The 18,913-nt window shown below is 44.7% G+C and carries 17 protein-coding genes and 1 pseudogene; 12 read left to right on the forward strand and 6 right to left on the reverse strand.

What is annotated here, in order from left to right; all coding sequences use genetic code 11:
• Nucleotides 1-181 precede the first annotated feature (181 nt).
• Nucleotides 182-442: a hypothetical protein gene (locus QUA23_RS01825; protein WP_006633439.1), complete on the reverse strand. Its 261-nt coding sequence runs from the start codon at nucleotides 440-442 to the stop codon at nucleotides 182-184.
• 89 nt (nucleotides 443-531) lie between these two features.
• Here QUA23_RS01825 and QUA23_RS01830 point away from each other — a divergent pair, with 89 nt between their 5' ends.
• Entirely contained in the window at nucleotides 532-2,109 is a 1,578-nt protein-coding gene (locus QUA23_RS01830) for an adenylate/guanylate cyclase domain-containing protein (protein WP_333075690.1), read from the forward strand.
• A gap of 74 nt (nucleotides 2,110-2,183) precedes the next feature.
• Here the strand turns inward: QUA23_RS01830 and QUA23_RS01835 are convergent.
• A pseudogene (locus QUA23_RS01835) lies at nucleotides 2,184-3,222 on the reverse strand (IS5 family transposase); the annotation flags it as partial.
• A 588-nt stretch (nucleotides 3,223-3,810) separates the two neighbouring features.
• On the opposite strand from QUA23_RS01835, the gene QUA23_RS01840 reads away from it, so the two are divergent.
• The 11 genes from QUA23_RS01840 (at nucleotide 3,811) to QUA23_RS01890 (ending at nucleotide 15,234) form a co-directional block, all read left to right on the forward strand.
• On the forward strand, nucleotides 3,811-4,860 hold the full coding sequence (locus QUA23_RS01840) for an aliphatic sulfonate ABC transporter substrate-binding protein (RefSeq protein ID WP_333075691.1): 1,050 nt from the start codon (nucleotides 3,811-3,813) through the stop codon (nucleotides 4,858-4,860).
• A gap of 164 nt (nucleotides 4,861-5,024) precedes the next feature.
• The gene (locus tag QUA23_RS01845; protein WP_333075692.1) at nucleotides 5,025-5,852 is read left to right on the forward strand and encodes an ABC transporter permease; all 828 of its coding nucleotides are present in this window, start codon (nucleotides 5,025-5,027) and stop codon (nucleotides 5,850-5,852) included.
• A gap of 52 nt (nucleotides 5,853-5,904) precedes the next feature.
• Nucleotides 5,905-6,657: an ABC transporter ATP-binding protein gene (locus QUA23_RS01850; RefSeq protein ID WP_333075694.1), complete on the forward strand. Its 753-nt coding sequence runs from the start codon at nucleotides 5,905-5,907 to the stop codon at nucleotides 6,655-6,657.
• A gap of 274 nt (nucleotides 6,658-6,931) precedes the next feature.
• The gene (locus tag QUA23_RS01855) at nucleotides 6,932-7,753 is read left to right on the forward strand and encodes a class I SAM-dependent methyltransferase (RefSeq protein ID WP_333075696.1); all 822 of its coding nucleotides are present in this window, start codon (nucleotides 6,932-6,934) and stop codon (nucleotides 7,751-7,753) included.
• Between the two features lie 63 nt (nucleotides 7,754-7,816).
• The gene (locus QUA23_RS01860) at nucleotides 7,817-9,025 is read left to right on the forward strand and encodes an acyl-CoA dehydrogenase family protein (RefSeq protein ID WP_333075697.1); all 1,209 of its coding nucleotides are present in this window, start codon (nucleotides 7,817-7,819) and stop codon (nucleotides 9,023-9,025) included.
• Between the two features lie 337 nt (nucleotides 9,026-9,362).
• Nucleotides 9,363-10,442 (forward strand): sulfonate ABC transporter substrate-binding protein, encoded by a 1,080-nt coding sequence (locus QUA23_RS01865; protein WP_333075699.1) that lies wholly within the window; start codon nucleotides 9,363-9,365, stop codon nucleotides 10,440-10,442.
• 125 nt (nucleotides 10,443-10,567) lie between these two features.
• Nucleotides 10,568-10,960: a rhodanese-like domain-containing protein gene (locus tag QUA23_RS01870; protein ID WP_333075700.1), complete on the forward strand. Its 393-nt coding sequence runs from the start codon at nucleotides 10,568-10,570 to the stop codon at nucleotides 10,958-10,960.
• 71 nt (nucleotides 10,961-11,031) lie between these two features.
• The gene (locus QUA23_RS01875) at nucleotides 11,032-12,756 is read left to right on the forward strand and encodes a fumarate reductase/succinate dehydrogenase flavoprotein subunit (RefSeq protein ID WP_333075701.1); all 1,725 of its coding nucleotides are present in this window, start codon (nucleotides 11,032-11,034) and stop codon (nucleotides 12,754-12,756) included.
• Between the two features lie 151 nt (nucleotides 12,757-12,907).
• A complete protein-coding gene (locus tag QUA23_RS01880; RefSeq protein WP_172190211.1) occupies nucleotides 12,908-13,135 on the forward strand; it encodes a 4Fe-4S dicluster domain-containing protein in 228 nt (75 codons plus the stop codon).
• A 31-nt stretch (nucleotides 13,136-13,166) separates the two neighbouring features.
• The gene (locus QUA23_RS01885; RefSeq protein ID WP_333075703.1) at nucleotides 13,167-14,141 is read left to right on the forward strand and encodes a HEAT repeat domain-containing protein; all 975 of its coding nucleotides are present in this window, start codon (nucleotides 13,167-13,169) and stop codon (nucleotides 14,139-14,141) included.
• Nucleotides 14,134-15,234 (forward strand): Mrp/NBP35 family ATP-binding protein, encoded by a 1,101-nt coding sequence (locus QUA23_RS01890; protein WP_333075704.1) that lies wholly within the window; start codon nucleotides 14,134-14,136, stop codon nucleotides 15,232-15,234. The genes QUA23_RS01885 and QUA23_RS01890 overlap by 8 nt, the downstream gene beginning before the upstream one ends.
• A gap of 96 nt (nucleotides 15,235-15,330) precedes the next feature.
• Here the strand turns inward: QUA23_RS01890 and QUA23_RS01895 are convergent, their stop codons facing one another.
• Genes QUA23_RS01895 through QUA23_RS01910 form a run of 4 tightly spaced genes read right to left on the reverse strand, consistent with a single transcriptional unit; the run spans nucleotide 15,331 to nucleotide 18,861 of the window.
• Complete coding sequence (locus tag QUA23_RS01895) at nucleotides 15,331-15,927, reverse strand: TetR/AcrR family transcriptional regulator (RefSeq protein WP_333075705.1); 597 nt, start codon at nucleotides 15,925-15,927, stop codon at nucleotides 15,331-15,333.
• Between the two features lie 42 nt (nucleotides 15,928-15,969).
• Nucleotides 15,970-16,752 (reverse strand): ABC transporter permease, encoded by a 783-nt coding sequence (locus tag QUA23_RS01900; RefSeq protein WP_333075707.1) that lies wholly within the window; start codon nucleotides 16,750-16,752, stop codon nucleotides 15,970-15,972.
• A 9-nt stretch (nucleotides 16,753-16,761) separates the two neighbouring features.
• Nucleotides 16,762-18,006, reverse strand: coding sequence for an ABC transporter substrate-binding protein (locus tag QUA23_RS01905; protein ID WP_333075709.1), 1,245 nt, complete (start codon nucleotides 18,004-18,006; stop codon nucleotides 16,762-16,764).
• A gap of 3 nt (nucleotides 18,007-18,009) precedes the next feature.
• Entirely contained in the window at nucleotides 18,010-18,861 is an 852-nt protein-coding gene (locus QUA23_RS01910) for an ABC transporter ATP-binding protein (RefSeq protein ID WP_333075711.1), read from the reverse strand.
• Nucleotides 18,862-18,913 lie beyond the last annotated feature (52 nt).

Below are 18,913 nucleotides of genomic sequence, written 5' to 3' on the forward strand. Positions count from 1 at the left end.
TGTTAGTTGTTAGTTTTTTAGAGCGTGTCCGGTTAGTTACCCATCATAAAAGGTGTTAATAGTCAAGAATGCAAGTTTTCATAAAATCCTGAAAACTTAGGTATGCACTAGAAACCTATTTTATTGCGATCGTAAGAGCGGGCATAATATTAGTTACCAATGATTAATGACCAATTACTAATTAATACATTTGAGATTCAATTTCGTCAAAAGTAACAAAACGTTCACCGGGCAACAAAACGGGCTGCGAAGCAAAAATTACCTGACCTCGATCGCTTCCTTGACTGACAACTACACCGGCCGGACGCTGCATCTGCTCGGAATGCACTTTTAGATACATACCATAGGCGGATCGAGCAGCTCGGATCAAATCGGGAGCTAGCAAACTGTGACTTTCGGAAGTTTCTATCGTCGGTTCTGGGTTTGGTTGGTATGGGTTCACTGGAAACTTATCATAATGGTATTAAGTCGAGCTATTGGTGTTGCCTCTAGAGCGATCGAACTTACCTTATTTTTTAAGAATAAACTTAGGTGGAAATTATTAATAGATTAACCTACAATCCTCCCTTAGCTGCGATCGAACTGCGACTGCGATCGCTCCTTTCGGCTCAACTGTACGCTGCTGCATGGGTAGATCCTTCCCCCGCAACGCTAATGGGGGTTTTCGATCACCTGCGAACTCTGCGCTACATCCTCCACGACTACGTGCCCCGACCCGTGTCCGAATCTCCGCCCAACCCGGGCGAGGTTCGCTACCAATGGCAAACAGGCACCTTGCTGTTCACGGATTTGGCAGGGTTTACCTCGCTGTTGGAAGCGAATGCGAGCCAAGGGCGCAAGGGAGCTGAAAGTCTGCTGGGCGTGATTAACGACTATTTTGCCTCGATGATTGAAATTGTCAGCAAATCAGGCGGGGATTTGCTGGAGTTTACCGGAGATGCGATGCTGGTGCAGTTTCTATCAGGGGTTTACCAAGAGGATACAGCCAGGGCGGTGCGGGCGGGTTTGCGGATGCAGCGGGCAATGGCTGAATTTGCCAATATTGAAACGGCGCGGGGTGTTTTGTCTTTGAGGATGCGGGTGGGCATCCACTGCGGCCGCTATATTAGTGCTGACATCGGTACCCCGCTGCGGATGGCCCACGTACTGCTGGGGCATTCAGTCCAGCAAGCCAAGCAAGCTGAGGGTTCTGGGACTGTAGGGCGGGTGTGTGTGACTGAAACTGCTAGAGAGTCTTTGGGAGAGCAATTTCGTTTTGAACCCGGAGAACCTGGTTATTTTTTGGTGGCGGACGATTTCACGGACGATCGACTCGGAGAGTATGATATCACTTTGACTGGGCGGCGGATGCCGAGTTCGGTATTGCTCGATCGCAGCGTTTCGGGTTTGGTAAAAGAAATCGGGGAAGCTGTGAATCGGCTTGAACCCCTTGCTAGTTATATTCCCAAAACTATCCTGAGACTGCTGGTGGAAAATGCAGACAGGCGCAAAATCCCGCCGGATTTTCCAGAACCGACGGTGATGTTTGTCAACTTGATTGGTTTACCGGAGTCTGTGGAGAAAGCTTCGCCGGAGGAAGAAGTCAATCTGGTAGTGGGTTTTTCTCGGGTGTTTGCGTCGATCGATGCTGTAGTGTCAGCTAAAGGGGGCGTTTTGCAAAAAGTAACGGCGCATTTAGACGGTTCGGATATGCTGATTTATTTTGGCGTCCCCGACGCTCACACGGATGACGCCAGCCGCGCGGCTAGTGCGGCGATTGCGATCCGAGATATGATTGCAGGTTTGCCTCTGGTAATTATCGCGGGCGAAGAAGTAAAAGTAAGCTGTCAAATAGGGCTGTCCCGGGGGCCGGTGTTTGCTGCTGAGGTTGGGGAACCGCGAGGGCGCAGGGAGTTTAATATCCTCGGCGATACGGTGAATACGGCGGCTCGGTTGATGAGCAAGGCGGGGGAAAACCAAATTTTGATTGCTGAAAGGGTTTATGAGTCGATCGAGCTAAACTTCTTTTGCGAGGCTTTGGGAGCTGTTTCTCTGAAGGGGAAATCTGCTCTGACTCCGATTTTTGCTTTGCAAGGTGCAAAAGGGGAGAAGGGAAAAGGGGGCGTTTAAATAGGGTTTGCTGAATAAGTTAAAAAAAATCGCGATGCCTGCAGCCGGCGGAGCAATCGCAATTAATGGATGATTCAAGCTCGGCGAAACATAAGTTTTTGTTTTCTATAACTTGCCCACTTATAGCTTTTGATAATGACTGACCTTTAAACAAATGTGATTTTCGGTTTGTGACATAAAAACACACAAAAAACCCGTCTTAACCAGGTAGAAAGGTTCATTACTAAAAAAATAATAGCAATGGCTGTACCAGAAGTATTATCAAGTTTAGCCATTACTCGATTCAAGCTAAATCTTCTTTTTCGCAAGTCCCAAATTTACCCTCAATTGCCTGACCAATCCTCTCATCTTCTCAGACTTGCTTTTTTGTTTCTTTACTAAGAGTTGCTGGTGGTCTTCCTAACGGAGGCCCACTGATTCTAATTCCTCTTTCTTTACACCATGCTCGGTTTTCTCGCGCTTCGATAAATGCGATCTGCGTGGACTGATTCACCGATAGTATCCTGTGAAGACATCATAGGCTTCTACTTGTGCTTTTAAGTCTCCTGATTCGTTAAAGTTATTCCAACTTACTCGGTCTAAAAATACATATCCCTCAAAGCAACTAGCTGACAGTTTGGCTCCAAACTCTACGGGTTTTCCTGCTTTACCTCTCACAATTGGACGGATGTGCGGTTGACTTAAACTTACTATTGTATTTTCTATTATACTCTGTTTATTATTTTTCAATAACCAGCACTGTTGGCGATAAACTCCTGTTAGAACTAGCAAGGTTTTATATTGTTTTTTGCTCAGACTTTGTAGGGTAGCACCTGATTCAACTAGCTGTTCAATATGAGAAGCGTTTCTTTTAATATATTGCAGTTGTTTTTTCAGGGCAGTGATTTTTTTATTTCGGGTGGGTCGTCGTTGTTTAGCTACTGCTAAGTAGTCTTTTCTCGCGAGGTTTCGGTAGGTTCTGGGTTTTTTCTTGATTTGTCCTTTGAGAGATTGATAGAGGATGTCAATAATTTTTTAGGTATGAGCTAGGGCTCGGTTTAATAGTCCTAAGTCCGTCGGATAGCTAATGTCGGCTGGAGCGCAGGTCGCATCTATGATTAATTTTCCTTGATTGAGTGACTCATTTTTGGCGACCGAATCCTTTTTTTTTCGGGCGGGCTTGGGGTAGTTTACCAGATTTTTTTGACCATTCTTTCATTGACTTTATTAACTAACTCGGCACTAATTCGTTGCCGGAAGTGGACTAATAGCGATGGGTCAAAGCCGACAAACCGTAGTCATTTATTTAAGATTTTCTTAATATTTAGGCCCAGAGTATTGTTCTCTGATTAATTTAAGCAGAAACTCCGCCACATAAGGGTTGTAAGAGATTGTAGTCATGTAAAAGACTTGGACGCTCCGGGCAAGTCTCACCTCGCAATGGTTTCAGACGGAACTTACCCCGCACACGGGGTAAGTCCCGGTTAAAAACAGCTAACCGCCCCCTGCTAATCAAGCTAATTGAGCGCGATCGCCATATTGGCAAGGGAGTTGCCTATAGCACCACCAACAGTCGAGTTAGTCTTTTTAACCATTGATCTTGAGTGTGCCTTGCTGTAAGATAAAATTCAGCTATACTACGGTAAACCAATCGACTTATAGTATAAAATGCGTAAGTCCTAATTAAACGAGACATTTAGCAAGGAATTGAGGAGACGAATCATGAGCAAGTGGTTTGCCATTGCCAGACGTAGGTTGCTGCTATTTTTTATTTCTGGGCTGTTTCTAGCGCTATTAGTCAATGCCTGTACTAATTCTGCCTCTCCTGGAACTGGCACTACAGCAGCATCGCCAGGCTCATCTCCTATCGCAGTTCCTACGGTAGTACGTTTAGATTATGCCTACTACAATCCTGTCAGTCTTGTGTTGAAAGAGAAAGGCTGGCTGGAGGAAGACTTAGCCAAAACCAATATCAAAGTGGAATGGGTGCTCAGTCAAGGTAGTAACAAGGCATTAGAGTTTCTCAATGGCAGCAGCATTGACTTTGGCTCGACTTCAGGTGCTTCCGCACTGATTGCCAAAGCCAATGGCAATCCCATCAAGTCTATTTACGTTTACTCGAAGCCCGAATGGACAGCATTAGTAACTACGGCGAATTCTTCCATTCAAAAGGTCGCCGATCTAAAAGGCAAGAAAGTTGCAGCAACGCGCGGAACAGATCCGTTTATTTTCTTGTTGCGTGCCTTGGATCAAGTCGGTTTGACTACCAAAGATGTAGAAATTGTACCTTTGCCGCACGCTGACGGTAAAGCTGCCCTTGAGAAAGGCGATGTCGATGCCTGGGCTGGTCTCGATCCATTTATGGCACAGACAGAAGTAGAAAAAGGCTCGAAACTCTTCTTCCGCGAGCCCAAACTAATTAGTCAAGGCTTTTTGAATGTCCGCGAGGCATTTGCCAAACAATATCCTGAACAAGTTAGTCAAGTGCTAACCGCCTATGAGAAGGCACGGAAATGGGCGATCGCAAATCCTAGTGAACTAAAGCAAGTGGTGATTAAAGCATCGAAGCTGACAGAAGCGGTAGCAACTAAACAATTAGAGGAGCGAACTGATATATCAAACTCATCGATTGGTGACGAACAAAAAGCCGTTATTAGTGCTGCTGGGGATGTCTTGAAAAAAAGCGGCGTTATCGATAATTCCGTTGATGTCATTACAGTAGTTAACAATTTAATCGATCCGCAGTATGTGGCAAAGGTTGCCAAATCATAAGTAAAAAAAATCTGCTGTGGATATACACCAACTCACCAACGCATATCCGAAAATTAAAATTTAAAAGTTGAAAATTGAAAAATAAATTCATCATTTTTAATTTTGCATTTTTAAATTTTAATTCCGAGCCAAAGCTATCTATGCAAAACAGCAAACACTAAGTTATGGAACAAAGACTTGCGATCGCAATACCAAGCGCACAAACAGGTAATAATTGGCAATTCCTCAGTCGTCTGGGCAGAGCAAAAGGCTTGCTCTTGCCAGTCTTTCTCTTAATATTGTGGGAAAGTCTGTCTAGGTTTGGCTTGGTTGCTCCTAACTTGTTACCTGCTCCCTCAACTATTCTTACCACAGTTTGGCAACTCGGTGCAGCAGGGGAACTATGGCAGCACATCGGCATTACCCTCTATCGCGTCTTTGTTGGCTTCCTAATTGGTACATTTTTTGCCACTCTTCTAGGAGGATTAACAGGCTATTCTTCCCTAATTCACGATTTACTAGACCCGCTTTTGCAATCACTTCGTAACATTCCTTCGCTGGCATGGGTGCCACTATTTATCCTCTGGATGGGAATTCATGAGCCTTCCAAAATTGCTCTGATTGCCGTTGGAGTCTTCTTCCCCGTTTACTTAAATCTGATGAGCGGCATTCACAATGTCGATCGCAAATTGGTTGAGGTTGGCAAAATTTATAGACTTAATGATTGGCAGCTTATCAGTCGTGTGTTCTTGCCCGCGACATTGCCTGCCTACATTGTCGGTTTGCGAAGTGGCTTGGGTTTGGGCTGGATGTTTGTCGTGGCGGCTGAATTGATGGGAGCCAGTCAGGGTTTAGGCTTCTTATTAATCGACGGGCAAGCGACTGGACGACCTGCAATCACCCTCGCCAGCATTCTCTTGTTTGCGATTTTCGGAAAAGTGACTGACTCAATTATTGGCCTTGCATCACATAGGCTACTCCATTGGCAGGATGTTCACGCTTCCAACCATTAGTTCAAAGCATTAGTTTCAAGCATTCATTCAAAGCGCCAAGGAGGAAACATATATGCTAATCATCGAAGGACTGCATAAGCGATTTAAAAATGGTTTTGTAGGATTAGAGTCTATTAATTTAACTGTTAATCGTAGCGAGATTGTTAGTTTAATTGGTACGAGTGGTTGCGGCAAAAGTACACTTTTACGGATCGTTGCCGGATTAGATATGCCAACTTATGGAGATGTGCAAATTGACGATATTCGGATTAACAAACCTCATCCAGAAATTGGTGTAATATTTCAAGAACCTCGGCTGATGCCTTGGTTAACCGTCTGGGAAAATGTGCAGTTTGGTTTGCATCATTTACCGAAGGATGAACGCAAGGCACGGGCAAGTGATGCTCTAGTTAAGGTTGGATTACAAGATTTTGCTCGTTTGCTGCCACGCCAATTATCAGGAGGAATGGCTCAACGGGTGGCGATCGCCCGTGCCCTCGTCACTAATCCTTCTATTTTGTTGCTAGACGAACCCTTTAGTGCTCTCGATTCCTTTACTAGAATGCAGCTACAGGATCGTCTGTTAGAAATTTGGCAATCGGATCGCCAGACCATGATTCTTGTGACCCATGATGTTGAAGAAGCACTGATTTTAAGCGATCGCGCGATCGTCATGCGTGGCAACCCTGGACGCATCCATCTTGAGCTAGATATCGATCTTCCCCGTCCCCGCAGGCGTACCGATCGCGATTTGCAATATTGGAAAGAAAAATTATTGAGTACCTTGGATTTATCCAATACGCAAACTGTTCCCTTAGAGGTTTAAACCCCAGGCTGAGATCGCAATCAACATCTAAATATAGGCAAGGGAAATGCCGCTCCGATCTCTCGCCCTGAGCGAAACCCAAGGGCTGATATCTAATCCGTTGACATCGGAATTATTCTTTCTCTCTTCTCTTTCTCTGTGTCCTCTGTGCCCTCTGTGGTTTAATCATTCCGATACAACCGGAATTGATATGATGACCCGATAATCGTTTTTTAAATGTCGAACAGCTTATCTCAAAACCTAAATCCTAGCTCAGCAAAAATTGACTTCAATCATGACTACTAAAATACTCCCAAACTACGATCCTACGCTCTTTCAAGGAGCCATTTCTTATTACTTGCAATATCGACCGCGCTACCCAAATGCTCTTTACGATTTAATCTCACAGGAATTTCAATTAGACGGGCAAGGCAAGCTTCTCGATCTCGGCTGTGGGATTGGCTTGGTAGCGATCGCCTTACACGATCGATTTCAATCTGTTTTGGGTATCGATCCCGATACAGAAATGCTCGAAGTTGCCAAGCAAGAAGCTAAACTGGCTCATGCTTCAAATATCACTTGGGTAAGAGATTTAGCAGAAAATATTTCCCCCGCAATTGGTACATTTTCCCTTGTCACCATTGGTCGTGCTTTTCATTGGATGGATCAAGAACTGGTACTACAGCGTAGCTACGATCTGCTCGATCGCACCACTAACGCTAATAGGGGGATAGCGATTATTCAAACTGAAAAAGATATTTGGTCAAATGACTCTGTTTGGGCACAAAATGTGCTAGCTACGATCAAACGGTGGCTAGGAGAAGAGCGGCGTGTGGGATCGACCAGCGTTCCTTTGCTCTACAAGTCTGATTTAGAAGTTTTGGATCGATCGCCATTCGTTCGGATTAAGCGCCATAAGATTGACTTTCAAAAACACTGGACGATTGATAATTTTATTGGTTATCTCTACTCCACCGCTTACTGCCGTCGTGATTACTTTAATGGCGATACTTCCGTATTTGAGGCTGAAGTTAAAGCAGCAATTCTCAGTGCAGAACCTTCAGGTCAGTTTGTTGAAGATGTACCTATTTCTGTTTACTTGGGTTTTAAGGACTGACCAACCTATAGGAATCCTCAATCATTTGTACCTCATTACTTCCCTCAATTTTGTATCATCAATATGAAAATATCCCTTGTAGACTCGAAAAGCACAACACAACAAGACAGCAAACAAGATTATGTCGCGATCGCGAAATCACTTGCTCAAGAATTTGCTGCTACTGCCATAGAACGAGATCGTCTTGGCGGTACGCCAAAGTATGAACGCGATCGCATTCGCTCTAGCGGTTTGCTCAGTTTGATTATTCCTAAAGAATATGGCGGTATTGGCGAAACGTGGATTACTGCACTCCAAATTTCCCGCGAGTTGGCAAAGACTGATAGTTCTCTAGCCCATGTTTACTCCTATCACCATTTAGGGGTTGTTATCCCGCATCTTTTTGGCACGGAGGAGCGCAAGGCGCAGTTCTACAAAGATACGGTGACAAACAATTGGTTTTGGTGCAATGCTCTCAATCCCCTCGATCGCCGTGCCACTTTAACTCCTGATGGTACAGGCTTTTTACTGAACGGGATAAAAAGCTTTTGCTCTGGTTCTAAAGATTCTGATATCTTACCCATCACTGCGGTTCGTCAAGATACCTCCGAACTCACGATTATTGTAATTCCCACTCAAAGAGAGGGAATACAAATCCATGACGATTGGGATAATATGGGGCAACGTCAAACCGATAGCGGTAGTATTAGTTTCGACCAAGTGCGCGTTTATGACTCCGAAGTGTTTGGCGATCGCACTCGTGCCGATCTTCCTTTCCGTACTTTACGAGCTTGCTTGACGCAAATCAATCTTGCCCATATTTATCTGGGTATTGCAGAAGGAGCATTTGCTGCTGCTAAAGACTATACCCGCACCCAAGGACGACCCTGGTTGACTTCTACTGCTCCTAGTGTGACGGAAGATCCCTACATTCTGAAACACTACGGAGAGATGTGGGTCGATCTGCAAGCAGTTAGCAGTTTGACGGATCGAGCCGCCGCCATTCTGCAAGCAGCTTGGGAACAAGGGATGGATTTAACAATAGAAGAACGTGGAAAATGCGCGATCGCGATCGCAACGGCAAAGGTTGCTGCCACCAAAATAGGTTTAGATGTGACAACTCGCATTTTTGAAGTAATGGGGGCGCGTGCTACCACCAGTAAATATGGTTTCGATCGCTACTGGCGTAATCTCAGAACGTTTACGCTACATGATTCTGTTGACTATAAAATTCACGATCTGGGTAACTGGGTACTCAACGATCGGCTCCCCAATCCCAGCTTTTATACGTAAAAATCATCCTTCAAAAAGGATGTTTTATCTTCCATTTTTCTCCAGAAACTTGGTTGATGGACGGAGAGCATTCCGAATTTGTACAGTATTTACGCAACTGCACAATTAGTAAGGTGCGTCAGACGATCGAACCCTAACGATCTCGTTCAATCGCTGCATCTGATGCACCCTACTAAATCGGGATGCTTCCGATGGACTGAAGTGCTGTAACTATGAGCGATCGCACCCCAAAATCTTAAGATCCGGAAATGAATAACTATTAACTCCGGTAAATTTATCAAGATGCAGTGGTATACTACCCGTAAAGTTACTCTCAATCCCTTCCTTATTGATATTTATGTGGATTAAGTTCTCAGAAACCCAGCCTTTAGGCATTTTGACTTACTACCGCCAAATTTTCCTTTCTCAGAGAGGTCGCAGTGTTTCCCTGCTGTTTGCAACTGGACTCGGCTTGACTTTGGGAGCAGCCGCTTGTTCTTCCAGCGCTAGCACAGCGAACACAGCCACTAAACCCACCACCGCGACCAACAGTGCCGCACCTACAAAAAGCGTCACTGTTAACATCGGCTACCAAAAGTCAGCTACCGTTCTCAACGCTCTTAAAACCAAAGGCGACTTAGAAAAAGCCTTAGCAGCCTCCAAATCTTCTGTAAAATTTGTAGAATTTCCGGCTGGGCCACCATTATTAGAAGGAATGAACGCAGGTAGTATTGACTTCGGCTACACAGGAGAAGCGCCGCCAGTTTTTGCCCAAGCTGCCGGAACACCATTAGTTTATGTTGCTTACGAAACATCCAATCCTCAGTCTGAAGGTATTGTGGTTCCCAAGGATTCACCAATACAAACTGTTGCCGATCTCAAAGGCAAAAAAGTTGCTTTTGCTAAAGGATCTAACACCAATTATTTAATAGTTAAAGCTTTAGAAGCGGCTGGACTTCAATACAGCGACATCACTCCAGTTTTTCTCAAACCCGCAGAGGCACGTGCCGCTTTTGAAGGCGGAAATGTCGATGCTTGGGCGGTTTGGGACCCGTATTTAGCATCAGCCGAAAAAACCGCAGGGGCACGACTGATCAAAGATGCCACAGGTATTGCTGCTAATCGAGGTTACTATCTCGCCCGCAAGGGTTTTGTTGACGAACATCCTGAGATTTTGAAACTCATTTTAGATGAAGTCAAAAAGGTAGATCGATGGGCTGCCGGCAATCCCGTAGAAGTTGCTAAGTTTTTAGAGACGCAATTAGGAATAGAAGCTTCCGTGTTGGAAGTGTCAGAAAAGCGACGCAACTATGGCGTTTCTCCCCTGACTGATGAAGAGATTGCCGGACAGCAGCAAATTGCTGATACTTTCCATAAATTGGAGCTTATTCCTAAGCCAGTTAAAGTTAAAGAAATCGTGTTGAAAGATAGTAAGTAGAGTCATTAAGTGGGTGGATCTCAATACAATTTTCCAATAAACTTTGTGGAGCAGGCATCCTGCCTGCTTTTGAACACCAAATCTCGAACGATGAACTAATTGTTAACCCAATTTTGAAAAAAATCATGAGTCATTCTGAAAACTTTCAAAAGCTAGCTGATGAAGCTAAGGCTAAAATCCAAGAAGTTTCCATCGAGCAACTTAACCTTTTAGAGCCAGAAAAGCCCCCTATTTTGGTAGATGTTCGTGAAGAGAGTGAATGGAAAGAATCCCATGCTGAAGGGGCTATTCACCTTAGTCGAGGCACCATTGAACAAAAGATTGAGGAAATTATTCCCGATCGCGAAGCTCCAATTGTTTGCTATTGTGGCGGCGGGAATCGCTCTGCTCTAGTGGCTGAAAGTTTACAAAAATTAGGGTATACTCACGTCCAATCTTTAGTTGGGGGTTTTAAAGGTTGGAAAGAAGCTGGCTTGCCGATCGTTGAGAATTCAGATTCTTCTTTACCTCCTTCCTAGTTTTAAACTCTCATCCAAACTCTGCCTAATTTTTCTTAATTCAAAGCAATCTGTCCTCAATCTTAATTCCTATGACTATTTCCGATCTCGCTATCCAAACCCAATTGCTAAAAACCGATATTTTAGTCATCGGTGGCGGTACGGCTGGCACTATGGCTGGCATCAAAGCTAAACAGGCAAATCCTGACAGCGAAGTGCTAATTTTAGAGAAGGCAAATATTCGCAGAAGTGGTGCGATCGCAATGGGAATGGACGGTGTAAACACTGCCGTCATTCCCGGTCATTCTACACCCGAACAGTACGTCCGCGAAATTACCCTTGCTAATGACGGTATCCTCAACCAAAAAGCTGTTTATCAAACCGGAAAATTAGGCTATGAAGTCATCCAAGAGTTAGAAAGTTGGGGAGTGAAATTTCAGAAAGATGCTCAGGGTAACTACGACTTAAAACAAGTTCACCGCGTCGGCAAATATGTGTTACCAATGCCCGAAGGTAAAGACCTCAAACAAATTTTAACTCGACAGGTGAAACGCCACAAAGTTAAAGTTACCAATCGAGTCATGGCAACTCGCGTCTTAGTACAAAAAGGACGCGCTACTGGTGCTGTTGGCTTTGACGTGCGAAATGGCGATTTTGTAGTAATTCAAGCCAAAGCTGTCATTCTTTCTACAGGTGCTTGCGGTCGTTTAGGACTACCGGATTCTGGCTATCTTTATGGAACCTATGAAAATCCGACTAATGCCGGAGATGGCTATTCAATGGCTTACCACGCAGGAGCAGAACTAAGTAATATTGAGTGCTTTCAAGTCAACCCGTTAATTAAAGATTATAATGGCCCTGCTTGCGCTTATGTTGCCGGCCCCTTTGGCGCTCATACTGCTAATGCCGAAGGTCATCGCTTCATTAGTTGCGATTATTGGAGCGGTCAAATGATGCTAGAAATCTGGAAGGAATTAAACTCTGGCAAAGGCCCGATTCAATTAAAAATGACTCATCTCGATGAAGATACTATTGCTGAAATAGAGTCAATTCTTTGGTCAAACGAGCGGCCGAGTCGAGGCAGATTTCACGAAGGTAGAGGGGAAAATTATCGCTCTCACGGCGTGGAGATGCACATTTCTGAAATAGGGCTATGCAGCGGTCACAGTGCCTCTGGTGTATGGGTGAATGAAAAGGCAGAAACAACTGTGCCGGGACTCTATGCAGCCGGAGATATGGCCAGCGTTCCTCATAATTATATGATCGGCGCGTTTGTGTTTGGTAAGTTAGCAGGAACTAATGCCATTGATTACATCAAAGATGTAGATTGTATCGAACCGGACACTGATTTTCTGGAAGCAGAGAAAGCGCGAATTTATGCACCTTTAAATCTGCCGAATGGAATTCCTCACACGCAAGTAGAATATAAGTTGCGGCGCTTGGTGAATGATTATTTACAGCCGCCGAAGGTAGGGAATAAACTTGAAATTGGGCTGAATAATTTTGTCCGCTATCACGAAACCTTAGAGGAAATGGGCGCTCGCGATCCTCATGAGTTAATGCGCTGCATGGAAGTTCACTTTATTCGCGATTGTGCGGAGATGGCTGCGAGGGCTTCTTTGTATCGCCGCGAGACTCGTTGGGGGCTTTATCATTATCGATTAGATTACCCTGACAAGAATAATGAAGAGTGGTTTTGCCATGTTAATTTGAAAAAAGAAGAGTCCGGAGAAATGAGATTGTTTAAGCGTCCAGTTGAGCCTTATATTGTGGAGGTGGATTTGCATAAAGAGGATTATGATGTTGTCGCTCGTTAGAGTTATTATAGCGAGCGAACATTTCTTTCACCTTACATCTTGCACAATTCTCCTGAACAGGCTTTCGGGCCTGTTACACAAAAAGTAAATGTTCTTGTGGGGCGGGCATCCTGCCCGCCCGTGAAAGGTCTATTAACAATAACAACTAACTATGGCTTTAATTACACAACGAATTGATGTTCCTGTCACTGTAGATGAGTCTAAGTGTTTGGAAAAATGCCATGTCTGCATTGATGTTTGTCCTTTGGATGTATTAGCCAAAAATCCAGAAACAGGCAAAGCTTACATGAAATACGATGAATGTTGGTTTTGCTTACCCTGTGAAAAAGAATGTCCGACGAATGCAATTACGGTTAAAATACCTTTCTTGTTGCGCTAAATTTGTTCTAGTTTGTAGGGATTATAAAACCATGAATGCTGAGACTGATAGCGAATTAAATCAATGGCTGGAAATGTTGCGATCGCCAGATCTCAGCGATCGCCTTGTTGCCGTTAAAAATCTACAATATTTGGGCGATGAGGAAGCTACAAATGCCCTACTTATTGCCTTGTCTGATGACAGTATTGCCGTTCAAAAAATTGCAATATCTGCTCTTTGGGAAATTGGCAACCCTGTAGCTATTCCCGCTTTAATCGAGTGTCTAGGTTCCGCCGAGCTCGATATTCGTCAAGAAGCATTATCGGCATTGAATGAATTAGTCTCACCCGCTGACTTGAGGCAACTACTAGATGCACTTAACCGCGACAATGTTAATATCCAACTCAACATATTAACTGTGTTGCGGAAGATTCACGATGCTCAATCTTTACCCGATATTTTACCCTTCTTTGCATCAAAAGTTCCTGAATTAAGAGCAGCAGCAGTCACCACTCTCAGTTATCTCAATCAGGTGGAAAAATGCCCCCAAGCTTTGGCTTTAATATCTGATGCAGATGTCAATGTTCGCCGTGCTACGGCTTTAACTTTAGGACATTTAACAGAGCCAGAAATTATCTCAATTTTGTGTCAAACACTCAAAAGCGATACTGACTGGCAAGTGCGAAGAAATGTAGCTAAATCTTTGGCAATTCATGCCGATTCTGCGGCGATTTCCGCGCTGGAAACGGCGGTAAGCGATGAACACTGGCAAGTTCGCAAATTCGCGTTACAAGCTTTGCAAAAAATGCCAGATGAACGAGTGCTACCTGCTTTAATTAGATCCTTAGCTGATGAATATTCAGATGTGCGAAAAGAAGCCGCGATTGCGCTCGGCAATCTCAGCACTCCTGCGGCGATGAATGCGCTGCAACAATCTCTGGACGATCCCGATAAAGAGGTTGCTATTTTCTCTCAAAAAGCGATTCAGAAGATTCAAAAATTACTGCAAAATTCCCCCAATGGTTAATTCTTCTTCCTTACCAAAAAGTGACTCACATCTACCCTCAGAAAAGATCGATCCGCTGGGAGAATTGCGACAGCAAGAAGTTGTAAACTCTCTCAAACAAGTCATCGAACCCACCCTCAAAAATGATATCATCAGTTTGGGCATGGTGCGAAATTTGCGAATTGTTGAGGGTTACATTTATTTGCGCCTTTATATTGGTTCGCATCAGCAAGACTTACAAGCAAAAATTGAATCTGTTTTATCACCTATAACCTGGTGTAAAAAAACTTATATTCAAATTTGCACGATCGCCAACGTGCGAACTACTTTAGCTATTTCTAGCGGTAAAGGGGGAGTAGGAAAATCAACAACTGCCGTCAATTTAGCCGCCGCTTTAAAATTACACGGGGCAAAAGTAGGCTTACTAGATGCTGATGTTTACGGTCCGAATATTCCGCAAATGTTAGGCTTAGGACAAGCAGATATCGAGACAGTTAATACTGCTCAAGGTCAGAAATTTTTACCCTTGGAAGCACAGGAAATTAAACTAATGTCTGTGGGTTTACTAGCCGAACCAGAACGACCTTTAGCATGGCGCGGTCCCGTTCTTCACAAAATTATTACTCAGTTTATTCAAGATGTAGAATGGGGCGAATTAGATTATTTATTAATTGATTTACCCCCAGGAACTGGAGATGCTCAAATTACGATTGTGCAAGAAAGTCCGATTTGTGGAGTGATACTTGTTACTACGCCCCAACAAGTATCTATTTCCGATGTTCGTCGCAATATTTATATGTTTCGCCAAGTCGGGGTTCCGGTTCTTGGCATTATTGAAAATATGAGTTATTTAATTTGCGATCGCGATTCAGAACCGCTGCAAATTTTTGGTAGTGGCGGCGGTAAACAGCTAGCAGAAGAACTCCAATCACCTCTCCTTGCTCAGATTCCTATAGATCCTCGTATCTGTGCGGGCGGTGATACAGGAAAACCTCTCACGCTTGCAGATCCTAACTCGGCGGTCTCTCAGATTTTTATGCAGATAGCAGCAGGGCTAGATGCTACTTTTTCTCCTGCGATCGCGACAGATCTACAGCTATTTTCCGGTGAGTGAGATACAGATAAACTTGGTAATCTCCAAACTTTTGCCCTGCAAGGATTTTCGGTATTTTTTTGATACAATTTAGTACAGTAAGTACGAAAGACCCAATTATTCAGACACAAGTTCATTTTGCAAGGATGCTTGCAACAAATAACGACACCCATCAAGGCAATATTGTAAGCGCTCAGGGTTATCGTATAAGCGTCCTAGCAATAATGCCCCCTCGATCGCACTCAAAAGCTGTTGTGCTAGCCGTTCACGATCGATCTCTGGCTTAAGTTGAGCGCGGCCAGCAAACAGCAAACTAGCTATTTCCTGCTGCCAGTCATCAAAAACCTGGATCAGATGTTGACGAAATGTAGGGTCATGTTCCACTAGCTCTACAATCAAATTGCCAAGAAAACAGCCAGCACAAGGCTCTTCAGCTTGATGAACGGTTTCTAACTGGTCAATCATTTGAAAAAGTTGGGCGATCGCATCACTCTGAATTTCACCAAATAGTATAGACTTTAGCTTGCTCCACTTCCAATCAATTAGAGCATGGGCAAGCTCATCTTTCGAGGCAAAATAGTTATAGAAACTACCAGAAGAAATACCACTATGGGTTAGCAACTCTTTCAACCCAGTTGAGTGAAACCCTTGCCGGTGAATCAAATCTAAAACAGCGGACAGTACATCTTCACGAGTACGTTTGAGGTTGACCATTAATACACAAAATCTCAACAGCGAGAGTATCCTAAGTCTGAATTAAGATTGATGAGTCCATTGCTGATAAGCAAATCTTAGCGCACTATCTAAACCATAACCAATGACACCAATAATTAAAATTACAGCCATTAGTTCTGAATAAGACAGGCGATCGCGCGTATCCAGAATGTAATACCCCAAGCCCGCACTGACACCGAGCATTTCTGCAGGAACCAGCACTATCCAAATAATACCAATTGCCAAGCGTACACCCGTTAACAGGTGCGGCACAATCGCTGGAACAATCACCCCAGCAATTGTTTCCCAACGGGTAGCACAAAGACTTTGGGAAAGTAATAACCATCGTGGATTGACGGCTAATACGCCTGCAGTTGTGTTTAATACCAGCGGCCAGATCGCGGCGATCGTCAGCAGGAAATAAACAGGCAAATCGCCAATACCTAAAACCATAACTGCCAGAGGCATCCAAGACAAGGGGGAAATCATCCGAATAAACTGGAACAGAGCAGAAGTAGTTTGCTCTAAAGGGCGAGACAAACCCAATACCACCCCCAGGGGCACCCCGATCGCGATCGCCACCGATAACCCCACCAACATCCGGCGCAAACTCGTTGTGATATGGGGAACGATCGCACCTGTGCCAAATAGCTGTATTAGGGCGACGACAGTTCGCTCTGGGGAAAAATCAGCTACAGTCGGATCGCTGTGCCAAAGTGGAGTTGTCAAAAGCCACCAGATTAGGGAACCACCGAGAAGCCCTGCTAAAGGTAGAGGAAACTTAAACTTGAAAGATGATTTGAGAGGAGTAAGAGTGGATGTCATAGAGTTAATTTAGATGGCGATCGTCTCAGAGCGAGAGAAGTTATCCTGTAAACCAAAAGTCTTTAATCCACCAACCTGTTGTATCGCTTGTTTAACGAAGGAATCATCTACCAAATCTTTGGCAACCTCCTTCGGATCGAGCGCTTGCAAAAAAGCCATATCTCCCTCAACCTGAGTATCTTTCAACAACCGCACCAATTCTTCTGTATAAGAAGCAAAAGGATAGGGCTGGAAATCAATGCGATTAATGCCCCAGTCAGGATGCACAATAGCGCCCTGCTTGCCGTAGACCTCTTTTTCGTAGTAAGTCAGCGTACGTTTCAGTGCAGGTAAAGGATGGGGTGTATATTTGCCGCTACCATCTTTTGATAAAATCTGGGCTGTTTCTTCGCGATTGTCTCGAATCCATGCCTGAGCTTTAACAATTGCATTAACCACACTCTGCGTCCATTCTTGACGTTGGGTAAGATCGTCTTCATGTAGAAAGACAACGCAGCAAGCATGATTCTTCCAGACATCTCCCGTAAAGCGGAGAATTTTACCCGTTTTCAGGTTTTCAGCCGCCGCATTAAAAGGTTCTGCCACAATGTAACCCCCGATCGCCTTATTTGCCAGTGCTGACACCATATCTGGCGGGGGAAGCACGACCAAATTCACTTCATTGGCGGCTACTTCTGCATCTTTTGGTTTTCGGGTAACTATCAAACCCTCCTTCTTCAGCACTTGTTGCAACACAACGTTATGGGTGGAGTACCAGAAGGGAATAGCGATCGTTTTCCCACCCAAATCTCTCACCGTTTCTACTTCAGGCAAAACCGTGAGCGCAGATCCGTTAACGTGGTTCCAAGCCACAACCTTGGCGGGAAATTTGCGCCCGTAACGTAGCGATACCGTGATGGGTGATAGCACATGAACTACATTCACCTGACGGGCGAGAAACGCTTCTACCACTTGCGCCCAAGAGCGAAAGAGGCGCGGTGGTTCAGCCGTTAAGCCCTCTGCTTCATAAAGCTTTTTAGCGTGGGCAATTAGCAAGGGGGCTGCATCAGTAATCGGTAGATAGCCAATCTTTACTGGTTGGTCAGCGCTGGATTTGCTACGAGTGGGGCTAGGACTATTCCCTGCTTGGGGTGGGGTTGATTGGCAACCATTGGCTGCTAAAGTTAAACCTAGAGAAGTAGAAAATAGACCCGTCATTTTCATAAAATCGCGCCGACTCATACCGCAGCAGGCACAGACATTAGGCAATGTCATAATTTAGTCTCCTATCAAAGCATGAGGAATATTGGCAGATGTATCCATCACGGTGGATAAAGCCTCTAAGATGGTGAATCGAGTTTCACTTAGGGTATGGGCTTGCTGAAATCGGGGTTTAGCTTGGGTTATGTCCCAAGTTCGGTAAATTCGCCCTGGATGTCGCGCCATTAATACGACGCGATCGCCTAGTAGTAGCGCTTCGTCAATATCGTGTGTCACCATCAAGACTGTTGTTTGTTGTTGGGTAATGATTTGCAACAGCAAAGCTTGCATATCCAACCGAGTAATTGCATCTAGGGCGCTGAAGGGTTCGTCCAGTAGCAGCAGTTGGGGGCGACGCGCCAGTGTTCTTGCTAGTGCTGCGCGCTGTGCCATCCCCCCCGACAACTGATGTGGATAACTGCGCTCAAACCCCTGTAGTCCCACCTGCGCGATCGCGACTGCAATGCGCGATCGCAGTTCTGGCTTTGTTAGCGATCGCATCTGTTTTAGCCTCAGTCCAAAGGCAATATTTTGGGCGACAGTAAGCCAAGGCAACAGGCAAGGATCTTGAAACACAACGCCTACTTGAGGATGACTTTTACGGACTGGAATGCCGTGCAGGTATATTTCACCGCGATCGGCTGTCTGCAAACCTGCGATCGTTGCTAGCAGGGATGACTTACCACACCCACTCGCACCCAGCAAACAAACGACTTCACCAGAGTGAACCTGTAAGTCAATACCATCGAATGCAGTCAAATACCCCTGGCGAGTTTTGTACTGCTTCTGCAAATTTTGGACTGAAAGCAGAGGAGTCGCCCGATCTTGCCAAGTTTCATTTGTTAGTGATGCAATAAAAGGCTTGCTCATATCCGTTAGAGGAAAGGGGAACAGGGGATGGGGAAAATCGGAAGAAATTTTC

This window comes from Microcoleus sp. Pol1C5, from assembly GCF_036701115.1.
Classification (GTDB): Bacteria; Cyanobacteriota; Cyanobacteriia; order Cyanobacteriales; family Microcoleaceae; genus Microcoleus.

What these genes read in the sequence shown, in the direction of transcription:
- QUA23_RS01905 (WP_333075709.1), bottom strand. Translation starts at nt 18,006, where the DNA reads ATGACATTGCCTAATGTCTGTGCCTGCTGCGGTATGAGTCGGCGCGAT.
- QUA23_RS01865 (WP_333075699.1), top strand. Translation starts at nt 9,363, where the DNA reads ATGTGGATTAAGTTCTCAGAAACCCAGCCTTTAGGCATTTTGACTTAC.
- QUA23_RS01900 (WP_333075707.1), bottom strand. Translation starts at nt 16,752, where the DNA reads ATGACATCCACTCTTACTCCTCTCAAATCATCTTTCAAGTTTAAGTTT.
- QUA23_RS01870 (WP_333075700.1), top strand. Translation starts at nt 10,568, where the DNA reads ATGAGTCATTCTGAAAACTTTCAAAAGCTAGCTGATGAAGCTAAGGCT.
- QUA23_RS01880 (WP_172190211.1), top strand. Translation starts at nt 12,908, where the DNA reads ATGGCTTTAATTACACAACGAATTGATGTTCCTGTCACTGTAGATGAG.
- QUA23_RS01890 (WP_333075704.1), top strand. Translation starts at nt 14,134, where the DNA reads ATGGTTAATTCTTCTTCCTTACCAAAAAGTGACTCACATCTACCCTCA.
- QUA23_RS01910 (WP_333075711.1), bottom strand. Translation starts at nt 18,861, where the DNA reads ATGAGCAAGCCTTTTATTGCATCACTAACAAATGAAACTTGGCAAGAT.
- QUA23_RS01875 (WP_333075701.1), top strand. Translation starts at nt 11,032, where the DNA reads ATGACTATTTCCGATCTCGCTATCCAAACCCAATTGCTAAAAACCGAT.
- QUA23_RS01850 (WP_333075694.1), top strand. Translation starts at nt 5,905, where the DNA reads ATGCTAATCATCGAAGGACTGCATAAGCGATTTAAAAATGGTTTTGTA.
- QUA23_RS01845 (WP_333075692.1), top strand. Translation starts at nt 5,025, where the DNA reads ATGGAACAAAGACTTGCGATCGCAATACCAAGCGCACAAACAGGTAAT.
- QUA23_RS01885 (WP_333075703.1), top strand. Translation starts at nt 13,167, where the DNA reads ATGAATGCTGAGACTGATAGCGAATTAAATCAATGGCTGGAAATGTTG.
- QUA23_RS01840 (WP_333075691.1), top strand. Translation starts at nt 3,811, where the DNA reads ATGAGCAAGTGGTTTGCCATTGCCAGACGTAGGTTGCTGCTATTTTTT.
- QUA23_RS01855 (WP_333075696.1), top strand. Translation starts at nt 6,932, where the DNA reads ATGACTACTAAAATACTCCCAAACTACGATCCTACGCTCTTTCAAGGA.
- QUA23_RS01895 (WP_333075705.1), bottom strand. Translation starts at nt 15,927, where the DNA reads ATGGTCAACCTCAAACGTACTCGTGAAGATGTACTGTCCGCTGTTTTA.
- QUA23_RS01860 (WP_333075697.1), top strand. Translation starts at nt 7,817, where the DNA reads ATGAAAATATCCCTTGTAGACTCGAAAAGCACAACACAACAAGACAGC.